Raw genomic sequence first — 18,237 nt, forward strand, 5'->3', positions numbered from 1 at the left:
TCGTCATCCCGTTTGTGGCACCGCCCTACGCCGGCGCGCCCGACTTCACCAGCTTGTAGATCACGGAATCCATCAGCGCCTGGAACGAGGCGTCGATGATGTTGGGGGACACCCCGACCGTGGTCCAGCTGTCGCCGTTCTCGTCCTCGCTCTCGATCAGGACGCGCGTGACCGCGCCGGTGCCGCCGTTGAGGATACGCACGCGATAGTCGATCAGCGTCAGGCCTTCGATATATTTCTGGTACTTGCCGAGATCCTTGCGCAAGGCAACGTCGAGCGCGTTGACGGGACCGTTGCCTTCGGCCGCCGAGATCAGATGCTCGCCGGCGACGTCGACCTTGACCACCGCCAGCGCCACGGTGACGCGCTCGCCATGCGAATTGTAGCGCTGCTCGACATTGACGTCGAACTGCTCGACCTCGAAATAATGCGGCACCTTGCCGAGCGTGCGCCGCGCCAGCAGCTCGAACGAGGCGTTGGCGGATTCATAGGCGTAGCCCTGCGCCTCGCGCTCCTTCAATTCCTCGACCAGCCGCGACAGTTTCGGATCGCTCTTCTCATAGGCGATGCCGGCGCGGTCGAGCTCGGCAATGACATTGGAGCGGCCGGCCTGATCGGACACCAGCACCTTGCGATGATTGCCGACCAGCTCCGGCAAGACATGCTCGTAGGTCTGCGGATCCTTCAGCACGGCAGAGGCATGGATGCCGGTCTTGGTGACGAACGCGCTCTCGCCGACATAGGCCGCATGCCGGTTCGGAACGCGGTTGAGCATGTCGTCAAGCGTGCGCGACACCTTGACCAGGGTCGCGAGCTTCTCCGCCGTGACGCCGATCTCGAAGGCGTCGGCAAACTCGGCCTTCAGCTTCAAGGTCGGAATCAGCGAGCAGAGATTGGCGTTGCCGCAGCGCTCGCCGAGGCCGTTCAGCGTGCCCTGGATCTGCCGCGCGCCGGCGCGCACCGCGGCGAGCGAATTCGCCACCGCCTGCTCGGTGTCGTTATGGGCGTGAATGCCGAGATGATCGCCGGGGATGTGCTTCGCCACCTCGGCGACGATCGCTTCGACCTCGCTGGGCATGGTGCCGCCGTTGGTGTCGCACAGCACCACCCAGCGCGCGCCGGCTTCATAAGCAGCTTTCGCGCAGGCGAGCGCGAAACCGGAATCCTCCTTGTAACCGTCGAAGAAGTGTTCGCAGTCGAGCATCACCTCGCGGCCGGCAGCCTTCGCCGCTGCGACGCTGTCGCGGATCGAGGCGAGGTTCTCCTCCTTCGTCGTCTCCAGGGCAACGCGCACCTGATAGGCCGACGACTTCGCCACGAAGCAGATCACGTCGGCCTTGGCCTCCAGCAGCCCGGCCACACCGGGATCGTTGGAGACCGAGCGCCCCGCTCGCCGCGTCATGCCGAAGGCGGTGAAGCGCGCATGCGAAAACTTCGGCTTGGTGCCGAAGAACTCGGTGTCGGTCGGATTGGCGCCGGGATAGCCGCCCTCGACATAGTCGATGCCGAGTTCATCGAGCATCTGGGCGATGATTTGCTTGTCGGTCAGCGTGAAATCGACACCGTTGGTCTGCGCGCCGTCGCGCAGCGTGGTGTCGAACAGATAGAGGCGCTCCTTGCTCATTGCAGCGCTCCCGACGCGGGTCCACTGCCGAGCGTCTTCTGCATGGTGGTGTTGGCCAGCCATTCGTCGTTGACAGTGATGCTGTTGCGCTGCATGGCGACATAGCCGCGCTTGGCGAAAAAGCCCTGCGCGTTGTCGCTGGCATCGACCGTCAGCTTGTCGCCGCCGCGGCCGCCCGCAAGCTTTTCCAGCGCATCGACGAGCATGGTCGCGAGGCCCTGCCCGGCCACGGCCGGATGCACATAGAGCATGCGGATATGATCCTTGCCCTGCAGCGAGGCAAAACCCACCGGTGACCCCTCCAGCGTTGCGATCAGCGTCAGGTCGGAGGCGAGCCCCTTGCCGAACTCTTCGTCTTCCGCCGACGCCATCCAGGCCTGTTGTTGGGCCTCGCTATAGTCCTCGCCGGTCAGCTCTTCGATGCTGGCGGTGAAGATCGCGGCGAGAACCGGCACGTCCTCCGGCAGGAAGGGCCGCAAGCCAGGCTTTGGGAGTGCTTGTGCCATCGTCTTCACCACATCCCATAGAGTTTCAGCGCCAGCGCCACGGCAGCGCCGAGCAGCAGGATTTTCAGCGCGATGTAATAGAACCAGTGCCGCGGAAAAGGCGTATCGGGTCGCTTCATCGTGCGACCTCCCACGTCGTCCCTTCCTTGGAATCCTTGATCGCAACGCCCATCGCGGCAAGCAGATCGCGGATACGATCGGACTCCGCAAAGTCCTTGCGCGCACGCGCCGCCGTCCGCTCCGAGATCAGGCGCTCGACTTCCTTGGCATCGACGCCGCTCGCCTGCTGCTTGCGTCCTTCCCACTGCGCGGCACTCTCGGAGAGAAAGCCGAGCAGACGCAACGAACCCGCGAGGGCACCAACATCGCTGCCGCGCAGCCCATGCAGCGCCGCGATCGCCAGCGGCGTGTTGAGGTCGTCGAGCAGCGGCTCGACCACTGACGGGGCGGGCTTGCTGGATGCGACGTCAGCCGCAACCCGATACCAATCGTCGAGCGTCCTGGCGCTCTCCTCCAGCGACTTCATCGTCCAGTCGATCGGCGAGCGGTAATGCGTCTTGAGCATATTCAGGCGCAGCACTTCGCCCGGCCAGTCCGCGAGCAGCTCGTGAATCGTGACGAAGTTGCCTAGCGATTTCGACATCTTCTCGCTCTCGACCTGCAGGAAGCCGTTGTGCATCCAGTAGTTCGCCATGCGCTCCCGGTGGAAGGCGCAGCAGGTCTGCGCGACCTCGTTCTCGTGATGCGGAAACACGAGATCGATGCCGCCGCCATGGATGTCGAAGTGCTCGCCGAGATGCTTCCAGGCCATGGCCGAGCACTCGACATGCCAGCCCGGGCGCCCCTGCGCGGCGACGCCGGCGGGTGACGGCCATGACGGCTCGCCGGGCTTGGACGGCTTCCACAGCACGAAGTCGGTGTTGCCTTTTTTGTAGGGCGCAACATCGACGCGGGCGCCGGCAACCATCTCGTCCAGCGAACGATTGGACAGCGCGCCATAGCGCGGCAACCCGGCATCGGCCGCGTTCATCGCCTGCGGCGAGAACAGCACGTGATCCTCGGCAACATAGGCAAAGCCGCCGGCAACCAGCCGTTCGATGATCTCGCGCATCTCGCCGATATGCTCGGTGGCGCGCGGCTCGACGCTCGGCCGCAGCGCGCCGAGCGCGTCGACGTCAGCGTGAAACTGTTTGCCGGTTTGCTCGGTGACTTTCCGGATCGCCTCGTTCAGCGGCAGGCCGGGGAAATCCCGCGCGGCGCGGTCGTTGATCTTGTCGTCAACGTCGGTGATGTTGCGGACATATTTGACGTGCGCCTCACCGTAGAGATGGCGCAGCAGCCGAAACAGCACGTCGAACACGATCACCGGCCGGGCATTGCCGATATGGGCGAAGTCATAGACCGTCGGTCCGCAGACATACATGCGGACGTTCTTGGCATCGAGCGGCACGAAGGTGCGCTTTTCCCGGCTCAGCGTATCGTAAAGGCGCAATTCCATAAGGATACCCGTCGGCTGTTGGCCGGGCGTCCAGTGCTCTCAATGGTTTTGAGAAAAGACGGCTCCAGCCAGCGAATCGCTAGCTCGTAATCTCGCGGCAAATGGCGCAAATGACGAGGAGACCGTTCATGACGGAACATATGGGCTATGAGGCGGCCCCGCGTCAAGAGAGCCGCGAAAACGCCGTCTTATCTCCGCAATGCGCAGCCGCCGCGCGCAGATGGTTCATCTCCTTAACCATTTGAGCCCATTCTGGAACTGGCAGTTCACATTTTTTGCCCCGGTGTTTTCATGCGATCATTGCTCGCGCTCATGTCCTGCGCCTCCATCCTTGCGGCGTCCAGCGCTGTCGCGGAGACCCGCGTCTTCATCATCCCAAACCAGGCGGACGGCTACGGCGTCGATCAGTGCCTGGCCAAGAGCGACAAATGCGGCGCGCAGGTCGCCCGCACCTACTGCCAGTCACGCGATTTTGCCCAGGCTTCGGCCTATCGCCGGGTCGATCCCGACGAAATTACCGGCTCTGTCCCCAAATCCGGCGCAAACTGCTCCCATGGCCATTGCGACGAATATGTCGCAATCACCTGCCAGCGCTGAATTCGCTCGGAACTGGCGTACCTTAGGCCCAATCGCTGGCCTCTGAAACGACGTGACGATGCCGCAGGAAGCGGCTATGGGAGGGCGCGCTCCGGCCTCCCCGCATCACGCGTGGCCGTGACCTCGCTAGAATGGCGGATATGCCTGAATTTTTGTCTCTCTCCCGTGCTCGCTCGATCCTTGCCTGTGCCGTGCTCTTCAGCACGGTTGCGCTCGCCAATAACGCGTTCGCACAGGCCGGCCCGCCGGGACCGCCGCCTCAGCCCGGCCAGAACGGGCTCGGACCCAACCCGATGTGCGCGCGCCTGGAAGGTCAGCTCGCCGGTCTCGATCGTGGCGGCGGCGGTGATCCCGCGCGCGAAGACCAGATCCGCCGCTATCAGGAATCTCAGACCAAGCAGCAGGCCGAGCTCGATCGTGTCACCATGCAGGCCAAGCGCATGGGTTGCGATTCCTCCGGCTTCTTCTCGCTGTTCAGCGGCCAGTCGGCGCAATGCGGTCCGGTCAACACCCAGATCCAGCAGATGCGCGCCAATCTGGACCAGATCACCGGCAATCTCGAACGCCTGCGCGGCGGCGGCCCCGGCGGCTTTAGCCCCGAGCGTGACAACCAGCGCCGCTCGGTGCTGGCAGCGCTGGCGCAGAACAATTGCGGCCCGCAATATGCCAATGCGGCGCAGTCGCAAGGCGGCGGCAATTTCCTGAGCAATCTGTTCGGCGGCAACAACCCCAATAATCCGCAAGGCGTGCCGCCGTCCGATCTCGGCCCGCAATCAGGCACCTATCGCACTGTGTGCGTGCGCACCTGCGACGGCGCCTACTTCCCGGTCTCGTTTGCGACCGTGCCGGCGCGCTTCCCCGACGACGAGAAGACCTGCAAGGCGCTGTGCCCGGCCGCCGAGGCCGTGCTCTACACCCATCGCAATCCCGGTGAAGACATGAACTCCGCGGTCTCCACCAGCGGCCAGCCCTACACGGCGCTGCCGACCGCGTTCAAATTCCGCAGCGAGTTCAACCCGTCCTGCTCCTGCAAGGCCGCGGGCCAGACCTGGGCGGACGCGCTCAAATCGGCCGACGACAAGGCGTCGGCCGAACAGCAAGGTGACATCATCGTCACCGAGGAGAGCGCCAAGAAAATGCAGCAGCGGCAGCTCAACAAGGGCACGCCTGCCGCCAATGGCAAGAAGGGTGCGGCTCCGGCACCGACGACTGCTGGCGCCCCGGCAGCAACGCCGCCGGCGGACACCGGCACCCCTGCGACGCCTTCCGAGAACAAGCCGATCCGTTCGGTCGGCCCGAGCTTCCTGCCGCAACAACAGAAGTAATAGCCCTTCCCTTCTCCCCTTGCGGGAGAAGGTGGCGCGAAGCGCCGGATGAGGGGTTCTATCCGCTCACATGTGCACATGAGTACGCGGAGATAGACCCCTCACCCGAATGAGTTCGCTTCGACAGCGGAGCTGCCCTCTCCCGCAAGGGGCGAGGGCACAATAACGCCGATCTCGGTTGCGGAAACGGCAGCGCAAGCGCCAGCCTCACCCCTCAAACGCGTCGATCGAGGCTTTGCTCCCACGCGAGACCAGCGTCTCATCCGGAGCGGCGAGCTGCTCGCCTTTGTCGCGAAAGCGGTTGGTGATGGGATAGCGGCGGTCGCGGCCGAAATTCCTGGCTGTGACCTTGACGCCGGGGGCGGCCTGGCGGCGCTTGTATTCGGCGACGTTGAGGAGATGATCGATGCGGGTGACCGTCTCGCGGTCAAAGCCCGCGGCGATGATTGTCTCGAGCGGCTCTTCGCGCTCGATCAGACGCTCCAGGATGGCATCGAGCACGTCGTAAGCCGGCAACGAATCCTGGTCGGTCTGGTTCTCGCGCAGCTCCGCGGTCGGCGGACGCGTGATGATGTCGGGCGGGATCACCTCACCGGCCGGCCCCAGCGCCCCCTCGGGCTTCCACGAATTACGCAAGCTTGCCAGCCGAAACACCTGCGTCTTGTAGATGTCCTTGATCGGATTGAAGCCGCCGTTCATGTCGCCATAGAGCGTGGCGTAGCCGACCGACATCTCCGATTTGTTGCCTGTGGTCACCACCATCAGGCCGGTCTTGTTCGAGATCGCCATCAGCAGCGTGCCGCGGGTGCGGGCCTGGAGATTCTCCTCGGTGACATCGGGCGGCAGATTCTTGAAGACGCCGGACAGGATGGTCTCGAACCCGGTTACCGCTTCGGCGATCGGCAGCACCTCGTAGCGGATGCCGAGATGGCCGGCGAGCTCGCCGGCGTCCGCAATCGAGCTTGCCGCGGTGTAGCGATAAGGCAGCATCACGCCGTGCACCTGATCGGAACCGAGTGCATCGACCGCGATCGCCGCGCACAGCGCGGAGTCGATGCCGCCGGAAATGCCGAGCAGCACGCCGGGAAAGCCATTCTTGGCGACGTAGTCGCGCAAGCCCAGCACGCAGGCCGCGTAGTCGGCGTAGTCTGCCTCGGGCTGCGCGGCGATCGGCCCGGTGCAACGCCAATCGTCGCCGCTTCTCGTGAAGTGCAGTGTGGTGATGCTCTCCGCGAACGCCGGCAATTGCGCTGCGAGCGAAAGGTCGCCGTTGAGCGCAAAGGAGGCGCCGTCGAACACCAACTCGTCCTGGCCGCAAACCTGGTTGAGATAGACCAGCGGCAGACCGCTCTCGGTGACGCGCGCGACCGCGACCGACAAGCGCACGTCGGCCTTGTCGCGGGCGTAAGGCGAGCCGTTCGGCACGAGGATGATCTCGGCGCCGGTCTCGGCCAGCGTCTCGACCACGTTCTCGTAGTCCTCGGACTCCTCAAGCCAGATGTCCTCGCAGATCGGCACACCGACGCGCACGCCGCGCACGGTGACGGGGCCGGCGGCAGGCCCGCGCGAAAACAGCCGCTTCTCGTCGAACACGCCGTAATTCGGTAGATTGCATTTGAAGCGCAGGCCAGCGATACGGCCGCCATCGAGCAGCGCGCAGGCATTATAGAGCCTGCCCTCCTCGACCCAGGGCGTGCCGATCAGCATCGCTGGCCCGCCATCGGCGGTCTCGCGCGCCAGCGCTTCGATCGCAGCGCGGCAGGCGGCCTGAAAGGAAGGCTTCTGCACGAGATCTTCCGGCGGGTAGCCGGCGATGAACAATTCCGGAAACAGCACGAGATCGGCACCGTCGGCGGCTGCCTGCACGCGCGCCGCGCGCGCTTTCGCGGCATTGCCCTCGATGTCGCCCATGGTCGGATTGAGCTGGGCGAGCGTGACCGCGAATGCGTTGAGACGTTCGGTCATGGCGCTCCGATCAGAGCATGATCCGGAAAAGAGTGAAGCGGTTTTCCGAAAAGATCATGCTGAAAAAACAGTTTAAAGCGCGATACGCGCTTTAAAGAAATCCCAATCGCTCGATGATGGCGATGATCCAGAACGCGCCGGCCATCAGCAGCGCGACACCGACCGCGGCCGAGCCCATGTCCTTGACCCGTCCGATCTGCTTGTCGTGATCCATGGTCAGCCGGTCGGCAAGCTTCTCGATCGCCGTATTGAGCAGCTCGACCACCAGCACGAACGCGACCGCGCAGATCAGCTCGACCGCCCGCATCGCGGTCGCGCCGACGAACCACGCGAGCGGCAGCGACAAGAGGAGCGCAACGATTTCCTCGCGGACGGCCTGCTCCGAGCGGAACGCAAAGGCCAGACCGTTACGGGAATTGATCGTGGCCTTCCAGATTCGCAGCAAGGTCTCAGAGCCCCGCTGCGACCGGCATCGGCCTGACCTTGCCGGCGCGTTCCTGCTTGAGCAGTTCTGCGACCAGGAAAGCCATGTCGATGGATTGCTCGGCGTTGAGCCGGGGATCACAGACCGTGTGATAGCGGTCGTTGAGATCCTCGTCAGTGATCGCGCGGGCGCCGCCGAGGCACTCGGTGACGTCCTGGCCGGTCATCTCCAGATGCACGCCGCCGGCATGGGTGCCTTCAGCGGCGTGGATCGCGAAGAACGACTTCACCTCGGACAGGATGCGGTCGAAGGGCCGTGTCTTGTAACCTGATGTCGAGGTGATGGTGTTGCCGTGCATGGGATCGCACGACCACACCACCACTTTGCCCTCCCGCTTCACGGCGCGGATCATGTTCGGCAGGTGCTCGCCGATCTTGTCGGAGCCGAAGCGGCCGATCAGCGTCAGCCGGCCCGGCTCGTTGTCGGGATTGAGCACGTCGATCAGCTTCAGCAGCTCGTCGGGCTTGAGCGACGGGCCGCATTTGAGCCCGATCGGATTCTTGATGCCGCGGAAATATTCGATATGGCCGTGGTCGAGCTGGCGAGTGCGGTCGCCGATCCAGATCATGTGCCCCGAGGTCGCGTACCAGTCGCCGGTGGTGGAATCGACCCGGGTCATGGCCTGCTCGTAGCCGAGCAGCAGGGCCTCGTGGCTGGTGTAGAAATCAGTGGCGCGCAGCTCGGGATGGGCCTCGAGATCGAGGCCGCAGGCGCGCATGAAGTTGAGCGCATCGGAGATGCGGTCGGCCAATTCCTTGTAGCGACGGGACTGCGGACTGTCCTTGAGGAAGCCGAGCATCCACTGATGCACGCTGCCGAGATTGGCGTAACCGCCGGTCGCGAACGCACGCAGCAGGTTCAGCGTCGCGGCCGACTGGCGATAGGCCATCAGCTGGCGCTGCGGATCAGGGACGCGCGCTTGCTTGGTGAAGGCGATGTCGTTGACGATGTCGCCGCGATAGCTCGGCAGCTCGACCCCGTCGATCTTCTCCATCGGCGAGGAGCGCGGCTTTGCGAACTGGCCGGCGACGCGCCCGACCTTCACCACCGGGACGGCGCCGGCATAGGTCAGTACCACCGCCATCTGGAGCAGCACGCGAAAGAAGTCGCGGATGTTGTTGGCACCGTGCTCGGCGAAGCTCTCGGCGCAGTCGCCGCCCTGCAGCAGGAAGGCCTCTCCGGCCGCGACCCGCGCCAGCGCCTTCTTCAGATTGCGCGCCTCGCCCGCGAACACCAGCGGCGGAAAGGTCGCAAGCTGCGCCTCGACGTCGGCCAGGGCCTTGGCGTCGGGATAATCGGGCACCTGTAGCACCGGCTTGCTGCGCCAGGACTCGGGCGTCCACCGCTCGGACATCGCAATCTCTCCGTGAAGCAAAAAGCACAACCTGATCTGTGGGTTGCGAGGGTCGCCTTATACACAGGCTGGCCACCGGCCGCCAGTTGTAAATCCGTCTGGCACTGCAAAGCCTTGCGGGGAAAGCCAAATTCGCATTTGCTGGGAAACGGCTTGGAAACTGGCAGATACCTTCGGTCCATGGACGCGGCACTGGACGACGTTTTCATCGACGAGATCAGCTTCCCGGCGACCGACGGGTATGCGCTGGCCGGCACGCTATTCCTGCCCCGCGGCACCAAACGTCATGCCGTGTTGGTCAATTCGGCGACTGCCGTCCCGCGAAAAATCTATCGCGGCTTTGCCTCCTATCTCGCCCATCGCGGCTGCGCAGTCCTGACCTACGACTATCGCGGCATCGGCGACTCCCGGCTGCCGGCGATGGTTGGCTACAACCAACCGAAATCGCTGGTCGGCTTCAAGGCCTCGATGTCGGACTGGGCCGCGCTCGACGTCACCGCCGCAGTGCACTGGATGCGCGAGCGCTACCACACTCTGCCCTTGGCCTATGTCGGGCACTCCTTATGGCGGCCAGGCGCTCGGGCTGATCGCGAACAACGCGGACATCTCGCGCGCCGCGTTGGTGGCCTCGCAGGCGGCGACCTGGCGGCTGATGACGTCGCCGGAAAAATACCGCGTCTTCGCCTTCATGAATTTTGTCGGCGTGCCGCTCGTCCACGCGCTCGGTTACGCGCCGGGCTGGGCCGGCATCGGCGAGGATCTGCCCAAGGGCGTCTTCCTGCAATGGGCCGAGTGGGTCTCGAGCCCCCGTTATCTCTTCGATTCAAAGCTGCCGGCGCTGGAGAATTTCGCCAGGTTCAAGGGCGAGTTGCGCACCCTCTGCTTCTCCGACGATCCCTGGGCGACGCGGCCCGCGGTCGAGCTGCTTGCGAGCGGATTCACCGCAATCAAGCCGGAGGTAATCAACGTGAAGCCGTCCGACGTCGGCGCCAAGGCGATTGGCCATTTCGGCTTCTTCCGCCCCGAACATCGCGACACGTTGTGGCGTGGCGTCGCGGAATGGATCCAGGGAGAATAGACAGTGCTTACCGGAGGATCGTGGTCAGCGACGAGTAGCGCTTGTTCGGCTTGGCTTCGCCCGGCGCGAATTGCGCAAACGCCTCGCTGACGCGGACCGCCGGCGGCGTATCGCCGGCGAAACGAAACTCCTTCGGCCGCGGCGCATAGAAGCTGGCGCTGTAATAGGCGTCGTCGAAGCGCGCCTCGCCGATCCCGAACATTGCGTCGCACGCAAACAGAAGTGCGTAGACTCCCGCGATTGCGACGACGACCTCCCTGAGAACTGACATGCTGATGCCCCACCCTGTTGCAGGCAGGATGCACGCCGGTTCCAAAGCCGGGGTTTAAGGACGCGCGGTTCTTGTCCGCACGGTTTGCCGCAGCTGAGCGGAATGCAGACAATTTTATCGATCTCGAAAAAGAGCCCGCCTGCACGGGTGGTCAGGCGGGCTCCAGGCTTGGCCGCTCGGGAGGTATCAAACGGCCAGATTCATCCAGACCGCCTTGGGCTCGGTGAAATTGTCGAGCGCGGCGGTGCCGTGCTCGCGGCCGAGGCCGGAGTCGCGCTCGCCGCCCCAGGGCAGCCGCACGTCGGTATAGCCATAGGTGTTCATCCAGACTGTGCCCGCGCGCGCTCGCTTGGCGAAGCGCTGCAGCTTGCCGATGTCGCGGCTCCAGACGCCGGCGGCGAGACTGTAAGCCGTGCCGTTGGCAATCCGCAAAGCGTCGGCCTCGTCCTTGAACCTGATGACACTGACGACCGGGCCAAAGATCTCTTCCTGCGAGATCCGCATCTCGTGCGCGACATTCGCGAACACCGCGGGGCTGATGAAGTAGCCGCGATCGCCGACCTTCTCGCCACCGGTGACGAGGGTCGCGCCCTCCTTCCGGCCGATGTCGACATAATCGAGGACCGACTTCATCTGCTTCTCGGAGATGACGGGACCGAGCACCGTCTTGCGGTCGAGCGGGTCGCCGATCCTGAGCGACTTTGCGCGCGCCGCCAGCCGCTCGACGACCTCGTCATAGGCCTTCTCCTGCACCAGCACGCGGGAGCCGGCCGAGCAGACCTGGCCGGCATTGAAGAAGATGCCGGAAGCCGCAGCTTTCGATGCAGCTTCGAGATCGGCATCGTCGAAAATGACGTTGGCCGACTTGCCGCCCAGCTCGAGCGAGACGCGCTTGAAGTTGCTTGCGGCGCCCTTCATGATTCCCCGCCCGACACCGGGAGAGCCGGTGAAGGTGACCTTGTCGACGTCAGGGTGATTGACCAGCGCGTCGCCGACGACGCGGCCGGGGCCAGTGACGACGTTGAAGACGCCCGCCGGCAGGCCGGCTTCAAGCGCGAGCTCGGCGATGCGTAGCGCCGACAGCGAGGTCAGCTCGGCCGGCTTCATCACGATGGTGCACCCGGAGGCCAGCGCCGGCGCGAGCTTCCACATCCCGATCATCAGCGGGAAATTCCAGGGCACGATCGCCGCGACCACGCCGACCGGCTCGCGCACGGTGTAGGTCAGGGCATCATCGCGCACGGGCACGACGTCGCCGCTGATCTTGTCGGCCCAACCGGCGTAGTAAATCAGCGTGTCGACGGCGGCCGGAAAATCCTGCCGCGATGTCGCGGCGATCGGCTTGCCCGCATCGATCGACTCGAGTTCGATGATCTCCTCGGCGTGAGCCTTGAGCAGGTCTGCCCAGCGCAGCAGGATCTGGCCGCGCTCGGACGCCCGCATCGTGCGCCAGGGGCCTTCGAAGGCCCGGCGCGCGGCCGCTACTGCATGATCGACATCGGCCTCGTTGCCTTCGGCGACGATGGCGATGACCTGCCCGGTGGCCGGATTGAGCGACTTGAATGTGCGACCGGAGCTCGCCGGGACGCGGCGACCGTCGATCAGCAGATGCTGTGGCCGGGACATGAACTCGGTGGCCGGCGAGTGTGCAAAGTCATATGCAACAGACATCATATTCCTCCAGTTCTGGTATACCAGACTAGGCGCGCCTGTGGACGGGAGTAAATATGATATGGATTGCAAATGGACCGCGGTCATATGAAATGTAGTTCATAGGGAGGACCAATGCTTCAGATCGAGATCGAGGCCGTCTGGCGGTTTCGCCGGGAGGGCAATCCGCGCACCGCCGTCATCATGCTTGGCGTCCTCAACGAGATCAGGAGAACCGGGAAGATCACCAGCGCGGCCAAGGATGCGCACCTCTCCTATCGCCATGTCTGGAATCTGATCGAGCAATGGTCGGAGTTCTTCGGCACGCCGCTGGTGCAGACCCAGCGCGGCAAGGGCTCGAAACTCACGCCGTTCGGCGAGCGGCTGGTGTGGGCGGGCGAGCGCATGCAGGCCCGGCTCGGACCTCAGCTTGAGAATCTGGCACAGGAGCTGGCGAGCGAGATCAAGCCGTTCCTCGAGCAGCGCCCGTCGGTGATCCGCGTGCATGCCAGCCACGGTTTTGCGGTCGCAAAACTGCGCGAATTCCTCGACCGCGAGCCCGGCATCGGCGTCGATCTGCGCTATGTCAGCAACCAGCATTCGCTGGTCTCGCTGGCGCAGGGCGCCTGCGATCTCTCCGGCCTGCATCTGCCGCACGGCGCGCTACGGGCTCAGGGCATCAAGGCTGCGCGCGAATGGCTCGATCCGCGCGAGGATCGCATCATCAGCTTCGTCACACGCGAAATGGGATTGATGGTCGCGCGCGGCAATCCGCTGCGCATCGCTTCGCTCGATGATCTCACCGGACCAAAAGTCCGCTTCGTCAGCCGCGACCACGATTCCGGCACGCGGCTTCTGTTCGACCAACTGCTTGCGGCAAACGGCATCGACGAGAGCAGGATCAAGGGCGCGCAGCAGATCGAATTCACCCACGCCGCGGTCGCAGCCTATGTCGCGAGCGGCATGGCTGATGCGAGCTTCGGCGTCGAAGCCGCCGCCCGGCATTTCGGCCTCGATTTCATCCGGCTCCTGACCGAGGATTATTTCTTCGTCTGCAAGCGCGCGTTCCTGGACACCGGGCCGATGCAGCGCATCCTGGAGATCATCCGCAGCGCCGATTTTCGCGCAGCCATCGCCACCCTGCCCGGTTATGTGCCGTCGGATACGGGCACCGTCACCGGCGTGAAGGCATTTCTGGAGATGCACGCCGTGCGATGATGGCGGAGGATGCCATCGCCTTGTCCGCGCCGGTCAGATCGCCGGCTCGCCCTTGAGCGCCGACATGACCCGCTCGCCCTGCGCGGTCAGCCGGTACGTCACCAGCGGACGGCTCGACGGCGGCTTTCGCGCGAGCTCGACGATGTAGCCGCGCACCATCAGGGCTTCGAAACTGCCGTAATAGCCGAACATGCTGATCTGGTTCTGCCTGAGCAGCTTGAACTCGCGCAAGAGCCGTATCTCGTTGCCCGACAGCAGCGACCGGCGCACGCGCTGAACGAACCGCGCGCGCTGCTCGAACCAGTTTTTATCCGGCAGTTCGTGCGAGGCTGGTGCGGGGGCCCGTTCGCAGGGACGCGCGTCCTGCGCAATCTCGACCATCACCTGCGGCAGGCACGGCATGCTGCTGGCGACAACCGCGTCCTTCGCAACGTCGAGCAACGCGAGCGGCCAGCGCCGCTTGTTGTCCACCATGACCGGCGGTGGCACGACGCTGTCGCGCACCAGCTGCTCGAAGCGTCCGGCGGTCACGCCGACATAGGCCGCCGCGCGACGGCGATCGACCAGACGCGTGTCCGGCGCGACCTCGCAAACAATGTTCTCGTCCACCCGGGATCCCCTGGCGCCTCGTTGCGCATGGCATGGCGGCCCGACAGGACCGGCCAAGCCGGCGGCGAACCTAGGTGGGAGGAGCGCGCTCGAAAAGCACAGAATTTCGTACACGTTGATGCCGTTTCGGCAACGGCTATAGTCCGGCCGGGGGTCCCATGCGATTTCACTCACCAGCCATCCAGTACTTCCACGCCGTCCGCCGCACCGGCTCGATCCGGGCCGCTGCGCGCATGCTGAACGTTGCCTCGTCGGCCGTAAGCCGCCAGATTCTCAAGCTTGAACAGGAGGTTGGGTCACCCTTGTTCGAGCGCAATGCGCGCGGCCTGACGCTGACGACGGTCGGCGAGATGTTGGCCCGGCACGTCATGAACGTGCTCCAGGACCTCGACCGCTTCCGCTCGGACGTCGCATCCCTGGCGGGGACTTGGCACGGCACCGTCAGCATTGCCTGCATCGAGTCGCTCACGGAGTCGGTGCTGCCCGACCTGATAGCCTCCCATCGCGGCCGCGCCCGGCGCGTCAGCTTCACCACCGAGGTGAAGGGATCGTCGGACGTGCTGGAGGCCCTGAGCCGCGGCGAGGCCGACATCGGCATCGCCATGGCGCTGCGGCATCCGCCGGACCTGCGCCAGGTCGCCTTGAAACGGTTTCGCCTGGGCGCGGTCGTCGCGCGCGAGCATCCACTGGCGCGCGGCAAGACGGTCACGCTGCCCCAATGTCTCGCCTTTCCCGTCATCCACGCGCTGCCGGAGCTGTCGATCTATCATCTGCTCCAGCCGCTGATCGCGCAGCTCTCCGAGACCCCGGAGCCGGCCATCCAGGCCAACTCGATCGACCTGATGCGCGAGCTCGCGGCGCGCGGCGTCGGCGTCGCCTTCCAGACCCAGCTCGGCATCAGCAGGCTGTCGCGCGACAGCCGGCTCGTCTTCCTGCCGCTCGACAATGCCGGCAGCCCGGTGTGGTCAGATCTCGGCATCTACGTTCGCGCCGAGCGCACCCTCCCCGCTTACACGGAATCCTTCCTCCAGGAGCTGGTGCGCGAACTGGGCGAGCGCGAGCGGCGGGAAAACGCGGCGCATCCGCAGATCGCCTGATCAAACGCCGACGGTCTGACGTTCAGCCGTGGCCGACCCCCTTGCGCTGGCCGCTATCGCCGAGGCGGTCGACCCAGGCGATGCCGATCGCGGAGATGATGAAGGTCAGGTGGATCAGCACCTGCCACATCACGCCGCTCTCGGTGAAATTGCTCCGCGTCGTGCCGAGATTGCCCGCCTCGATGAAGGTCCTGAGCAGCGAGATCGAGGAGATGCCGATGATCGCCATCGCAAGCTTGATCTTGAGCACGCTGGCATTGACGTGGCTGAGCCATTCCGGCTCGTCCGGATGACCGCTGAGGTTCAGGCGCGAGACGAAGGTCTCGTAACCGCCGACGATCACCATCACCAGCAGGTTCGAGATCATCACGACGTCGATCAGCCCGAGCACGACCAGCATGATCTGCTGCTCGCTGGCGTCGAACGAGTGCACGACCAGGTGCCAGAGCTCCTTCAGGAACAGCAGCACATAGACGGCCTGCGCGACGATGAGGCCGACATAAAGCGGGACCTGCAGCCAGCGCGAGCCAAAGATGAGTTGGGCAAACGGGCCGATTTGCGGCGCCGGCACGGAATCCGCCGAAGGTGCTTTGGGTTCGGACGTCATTGATCACTCCGGATGATGGACAGGCGCGTTGCCTCAGAGACTCGCGATCACAGGCGCGAGCTCGAGCGATCCGCGATAGATCATCTCGAAGGCGACGTAAACGATGATGGCGAGGCCGACATAGCCGATCCAGCGCTGCTTCTGGAGCACGCGGCCGAGCAAATCGGCGGCGACGCCCATCAACGCGACCGACAATAGCAGGCCGAAAGCGAGGATGTAGGGATGCTCGCGCGCAGCGCCCGCGACCGCGAGCACGTTGTCGAGCGACATCGAGACGTCGGCGGCGACGATCTGCACCGCCGCCTGCCTGAAGGTCTTTCGGGACGCAGGCGCAGCGCTGCTGCCGCCATGGCTGAACGCGAGCTCGTTCGCATGCGCGGACTGCTCGCGCAGCTCCCGCCACATCTTCCAGCACACCCAGAGCAGCAGCACGCCGCCGGCGAGCAATAGCCCGATCACTTGCAGAAGCTGGGTCGCGACGCCGGCAAAGACGATGCGCAGGGCGGTGGCGGCGATGATGCCGACGACGATGGCGCGCCGGCGCTGCTCGGCCGGGAGGCCGGCTGCGGCAAGGCCGATGATGACGGCGTTGTCGCCGGCGAGCACGAGGTCGATCAGGACGACCTGAAGCAGCGCGGTCAGCGCTTCGGTGGTGATGAATTCAGTCATGATTGGTCATTTTTCGGTGCGGACGGATCGAGCCAGTGCGGCTTCTTCCGCTCGACCCAATCCAGAACCTTGGCGCGCCCGGAGCGCAGCGCGGGCACGTCTTCCGCGAGCAAAGCGAGGCCGAGCGGTAGCATCCAGACGCCGAGCACCGGCAGGAAGGAGAGCACGCCGCCGACAATCAGCAGCGCACCCGAAGGGATTCTCACCCAGCGGCTGGATGGCTTGAGCAGATAGGTGACGGTGTCGCCCATGCGCGGCGGCAGGCGACGGACAAGCTTGTCGAGGCGCGGGTCGCCGCCAGCCATCTGGCCGCTAGCGCCCGCAGTCCCTGTCTTATCCTCGTCCGAAACTACGCTCATGCTTACTCCTCGGCGGCGATGCGGTGTTCGGCGCGCACTGCACCCGGCGTCACCTGCTTTGCGCGCGGCAGCACCAGCGTCAGCAGGCGCAACAGCTTGATCGCCTGCACTTCGTGGGGATGCACGTCCTCGTCCGCGGCCGCGACGCGCTCCGACAGTTCCATCAAATGAGCCGACAGCGGCAGGTCTGAAACCGGACGCAAATTCTCGATCACCACATTGGCGAAATCCGGCTCCTCGAGTCGTTCAGCAAGCTCGTCGAACATCGCGTAGAGCCGGTCGTCCGAGATATGCGGCGCCAGCTTGCGATCCCGGATGAACCGGACGACCTCGTCGCGTTCGACCGGCGAAACTTGCCGGTCGGCGACGGCAACCAGCGCGCCGACGATCACCAGTGCCACCGCAGCCTGCTCGTTCAGGCTGGATGGCTCGGTGATCTCGATTTCGATCGGATTTGAATGCTTGGCGTCGGACATCGTTGCTCCCTTATCTTGCGAAAGACCGCACGGAGCTGCGATGGGGACGATTCGGTCGGAGAGACTCTCAAGAAGGCCCGACGATCGGCCGATCCATCGCATGGCGCGGGACAGGTCATCCGACATCACGAGGTTTTGCCGACAGCGTCGACTTCCTCGCCAGAGGGGCCCGGATTCTTGTTCGTTTCACACATAAAGATGGGGCTGTCGGAATCAAGACGACGCGACTGCGACCAGCCGCCGCATCGGGTTCCGTGTTTCCACATTGGCTAAGCAGTTCTGCGCGCTCCGCACCTGCGATCATGTCTTTTACTGTCATCGCCCGCGCAGGCGGGCGATCCAGTACTCCGAGACGTCCGTAGTTTGTCGAGAAGCCGCAGCGTACTGGATTCCCCGCCTGCGCGGGCGATGACAGCGGAGTGCGGAGCACTCAGCCTACCCCACCTGCTCGACAAGATGCGCCCGCGAGGGCGACGGCTCGAACCTGTCGCCGAAATATTGCGTCTCGTGCGCCACGAGGTCGTCGCGGAATTCCATGATACTCACGACGTAAGACGGCACCCCGTCATAGGTCAGCACGAATTCGCTCACCCAGAGATCGTTACTGCCGACGATCCGCCGAACCGTGAAGCGCTTCTTGTTCGGCTGCACGAACCGGCTCTCTTGAATCTTCCTGCGACCGCGGATGCGCTCGCCGGACTGCGGATAGTCGAGCACCGCGTCCTCGCGATAGATGTCGTGCTCGGCCTCGAAATCGTTCGCATCCGAAGCATCCCAATGGCGCTGGAGCGCGGCCAGCTTGCCCTGATCATCCATCGTGATCTCCCGTTGTACCGACTGCGTTTACGTT

Annotated in this window: 18 protein-coding genes and 1 pseudogene; 5 read left to right on the forward strand and 14 right to left on the reverse strand. The window is 64.6% G+C overall.

The features are described 5' to 3' along the window. Nucleotides 1–25 precede the first annotated feature (25 nt). From cimA to cysS, 3 genes are all read right to left on the reverse strand, one after another. Entirely contained in the window at nucleotides 26–1,624 is a 1,599-nt protein-coding gene (gene cimA, locus AC0L3B_RS11350; RefSeq protein WP_247369163.1) for a citramalate synthase, read from the reverse strand. Beyond that, entirely contained in the window at nucleotides 1,621–2,130 is a 510-nt protein-coding gene (locus AC0L3B_RS11355) for a GNAT family N-acetyltransferase (protein WP_473380399.1), read from the reverse strand. The genes cimA and AC0L3B_RS11355 overlap by 4 nt, the downstream gene beginning before the upstream one ends. A 115-nt stretch (nucleotides 2,131–2,245) precedes the next feature. Then, the gene (gene cysS / locus AC0L3B_RS11360; protein WP_473380400.1) at nucleotides 2,246–3,628 is read right to left on the reverse strand and encodes a cysteine--tRNA ligase; all 1,383 of its coding nucleotides are present in this window, start codon (nucleotides 3,626–3,628) and stop codon (nucleotides 2,246–2,248) included. A 291-nt stretch (nucleotides 3,629–3,919) separates the two neighbouring features. On the opposite strand from cysS, the gene AC0L3B_RS11365 reads away from it, so the two are divergent. Continuing rightward, entirely contained in the window at nucleotides 3,920–4,225 is a 306-nt protein-coding gene (locus tag AC0L3B_RS11365; protein ID WP_473380401.1) for a hypothetical protein, read from the forward strand. 131 nt (nucleotides 4,226–4,356) lie between these two features. Beyond that, entirely contained in the window at nucleotides 4,357–5,550 is a 1,194-nt protein-coding gene (locus tag AC0L3B_RS11370; protein WP_473380402.1) for a DUF2865 domain-containing protein, read from the forward strand. A 207-nt stretch (nucleotides 5,551–5,757) separates the two neighbouring features. Here the strand turns inward: AC0L3B_RS11370 and AC0L3B_RS11375 are convergent, their stop codons facing one another. The 3 genes from AC0L3B_RS11375 to AC0L3B_RS11385 form a co-directional block, all read right to left on the reverse strand. Then, nucleotides 5,758–7,515: an NAD+ synthase gene (locus AC0L3B_RS11375; protein ID WP_473380403.1), complete on the reverse strand. Its 1,758-nt coding sequence runs from the start codon at nucleotides 7,513–7,515 to the stop codon at nucleotides 5,758–5,760. Nucleotides 7,516–7,606: 91 nt separating this feature from the next. After that, nucleotides 7,607–7,960: a diacylglycerol kinase gene (locus tag AC0L3B_RS11380; RefSeq protein ID WP_018459355.1), complete on the reverse strand. Its 354-nt coding sequence runs from the start codon at nucleotides 7,958–7,960 to the stop codon at nucleotides 7,607–7,609. Between the two features lie 4 nt (nucleotides 7,961–7,964). Next, on the reverse strand, nucleotides 7,965–9,353 hold the full coding sequence (locus tag AC0L3B_RS11385; RefSeq protein WP_085395858.1) for a class II 3-deoxy-7-phosphoheptulonate synthase: 1,389 nt from the start codon (nucleotides 9,351–9,353) through the stop codon (nucleotides 7,965–7,967). Between the two features lie 180 nt (nucleotides 9,354–9,533). Here AC0L3B_RS11385 and AC0L3B_RS11390 point away from each other — a divergent pair. Then, nucleotides 9,534–10,431, forward strand: a pseudogene (locus AC0L3B_RS11390) (alpha/beta hydrolase family protein). Between the two features lie 7 nt (nucleotides 10,432–10,438). On the opposite strand, the gene AC0L3B_RS11395 reads toward AC0L3B_RS11390, so the two are convergent. Next, on the reverse strand, nucleotides 10,439–10,702 hold the full coding sequence (locus AC0L3B_RS11395; RefSeq protein WP_247391219.1) for a hypothetical protein: 264 nt from the start codon (nucleotides 10,700–10,702) through the stop codon (nucleotides 10,439–10,441). Between the two features lie 186 nt (nucleotides 10,703–10,888). Further along, nucleotides 10,889–12,373: an aldehyde dehydrogenase family protein gene (locus AC0L3B_RS11400; protein WP_247391217.1), complete on the reverse strand. Its 1,485-nt coding sequence runs from the start codon at nucleotides 12,371–12,373 to the stop codon at nucleotides 10,889–10,891. Nucleotides 12,374–12,487: 114 nt separating this feature from the next. Here AC0L3B_RS11400 and AC0L3B_RS11405 point away from each other — a divergent pair, with 114 nt between their 5' ends. Continuing rightward, a complete protein-coding gene (locus tag AC0L3B_RS11405; RefSeq protein ID WP_473380404.1) occupies nucleotides 12,488–13,570 on the forward strand; it encodes a substrate-binding domain-containing protein in 1,083 nt (360 codons plus the stop codon). A 33-nt stretch (nucleotides 13,571–13,603) separates the two neighbouring features. Here AC0L3B_RS11405 and AC0L3B_RS11410 read toward each other — a convergent pair whose 3' ends face one another. Beyond that, nucleotides 13,604–14,179: a hypothetical protein gene (locus tag AC0L3B_RS11410; RefSeq protein ID WP_247398332.1), complete on the reverse strand. Its 576-nt coding sequence runs from the start codon at nucleotides 14,177–14,179 to the stop codon at nucleotides 13,604–13,606. A gap of 158 nt (nucleotides 14,180–14,337) precedes the next feature. On the opposite strand from AC0L3B_RS11410, the gene AC0L3B_RS11415 reads away from it, so the two are divergent. Beyond that, on the forward strand, nucleotides 14,338–15,276 hold the full coding sequence (locus AC0L3B_RS11415) for a LysR family transcriptional regulator (RefSeq protein ID WP_085362156.1): 939 nt from the start codon (nucleotides 14,338–14,340) through the stop codon (nucleotides 15,274–15,276). Nucleotides 15,277–15,298: 22 nt separating this feature from the next. Here the strand turns inward: AC0L3B_RS11415 and AC0L3B_RS11420 are convergent, their stop codons facing one another. From AC0L3B_RS11420 to AC0L3B_RS11440, 5 genes are all read right to left on the reverse strand, one after another. Then, nucleotides 15,299–15,883 (reverse strand): TIGR00645 family protein, encoded by a 585-nt coding sequence (locus tag AC0L3B_RS11420; protein ID WP_085352737.1) that lies wholly within the window; start codon nucleotides 15,881–15,883, stop codon nucleotides 15,299–15,301. A gap of 33 nt (nucleotides 15,884–15,916) precedes the next feature. Continuing rightward, nucleotides 15,917–16,552: a TerC family protein gene (locus tag AC0L3B_RS11425; protein ID WP_204510895.1), complete on the reverse strand. Its 636-nt coding sequence runs from the start codon at nucleotides 16,550–16,552 to the stop codon at nucleotides 15,917–15,919. After that, the gene (locus AC0L3B_RS11430) at nucleotides 16,549–16,911 is read right to left on the reverse strand and encodes a hypothetical protein (protein ID WP_026233786.1); all 363 of its coding nucleotides are present in this window, start codon (nucleotides 16,909–16,911) and stop codon (nucleotides 16,549–16,551) included. Before AC0L3B_RS11430 ends, AC0L3B_RS11425 begins: the two co-directional genes overlap by 4 nt. Before the next feature lie 2 nt (nucleotides 16,912–16,913). After that, nucleotides 16,914–17,387: a tellurite resistance TerB family protein gene (locus AC0L3B_RS11435; protein WP_085352736.1), complete on the reverse strand. Its 474-nt coding sequence runs from the start codon at nucleotides 17,385–17,387 to the stop codon at nucleotides 16,914–16,916. Between the two features lie 435 nt (nucleotides 17,388–17,822). After that, the gene (locus AC0L3B_RS11440; RefSeq protein WP_204510894.1) at nucleotides 17,823–18,203 is read right to left on the reverse strand and encodes a nuclear transport factor 2 family protein; all 381 of its coding nucleotides are present in this window, start codon (nucleotides 18,201–18,203) and stop codon (nucleotides 17,823–17,825) included. Nucleotides 18,204–18,237: the final 34 nt, after the last annotated feature.

It is taken from the genome of Bradyrhizobium sp. Kon56 (assembly GCF_055807635.1).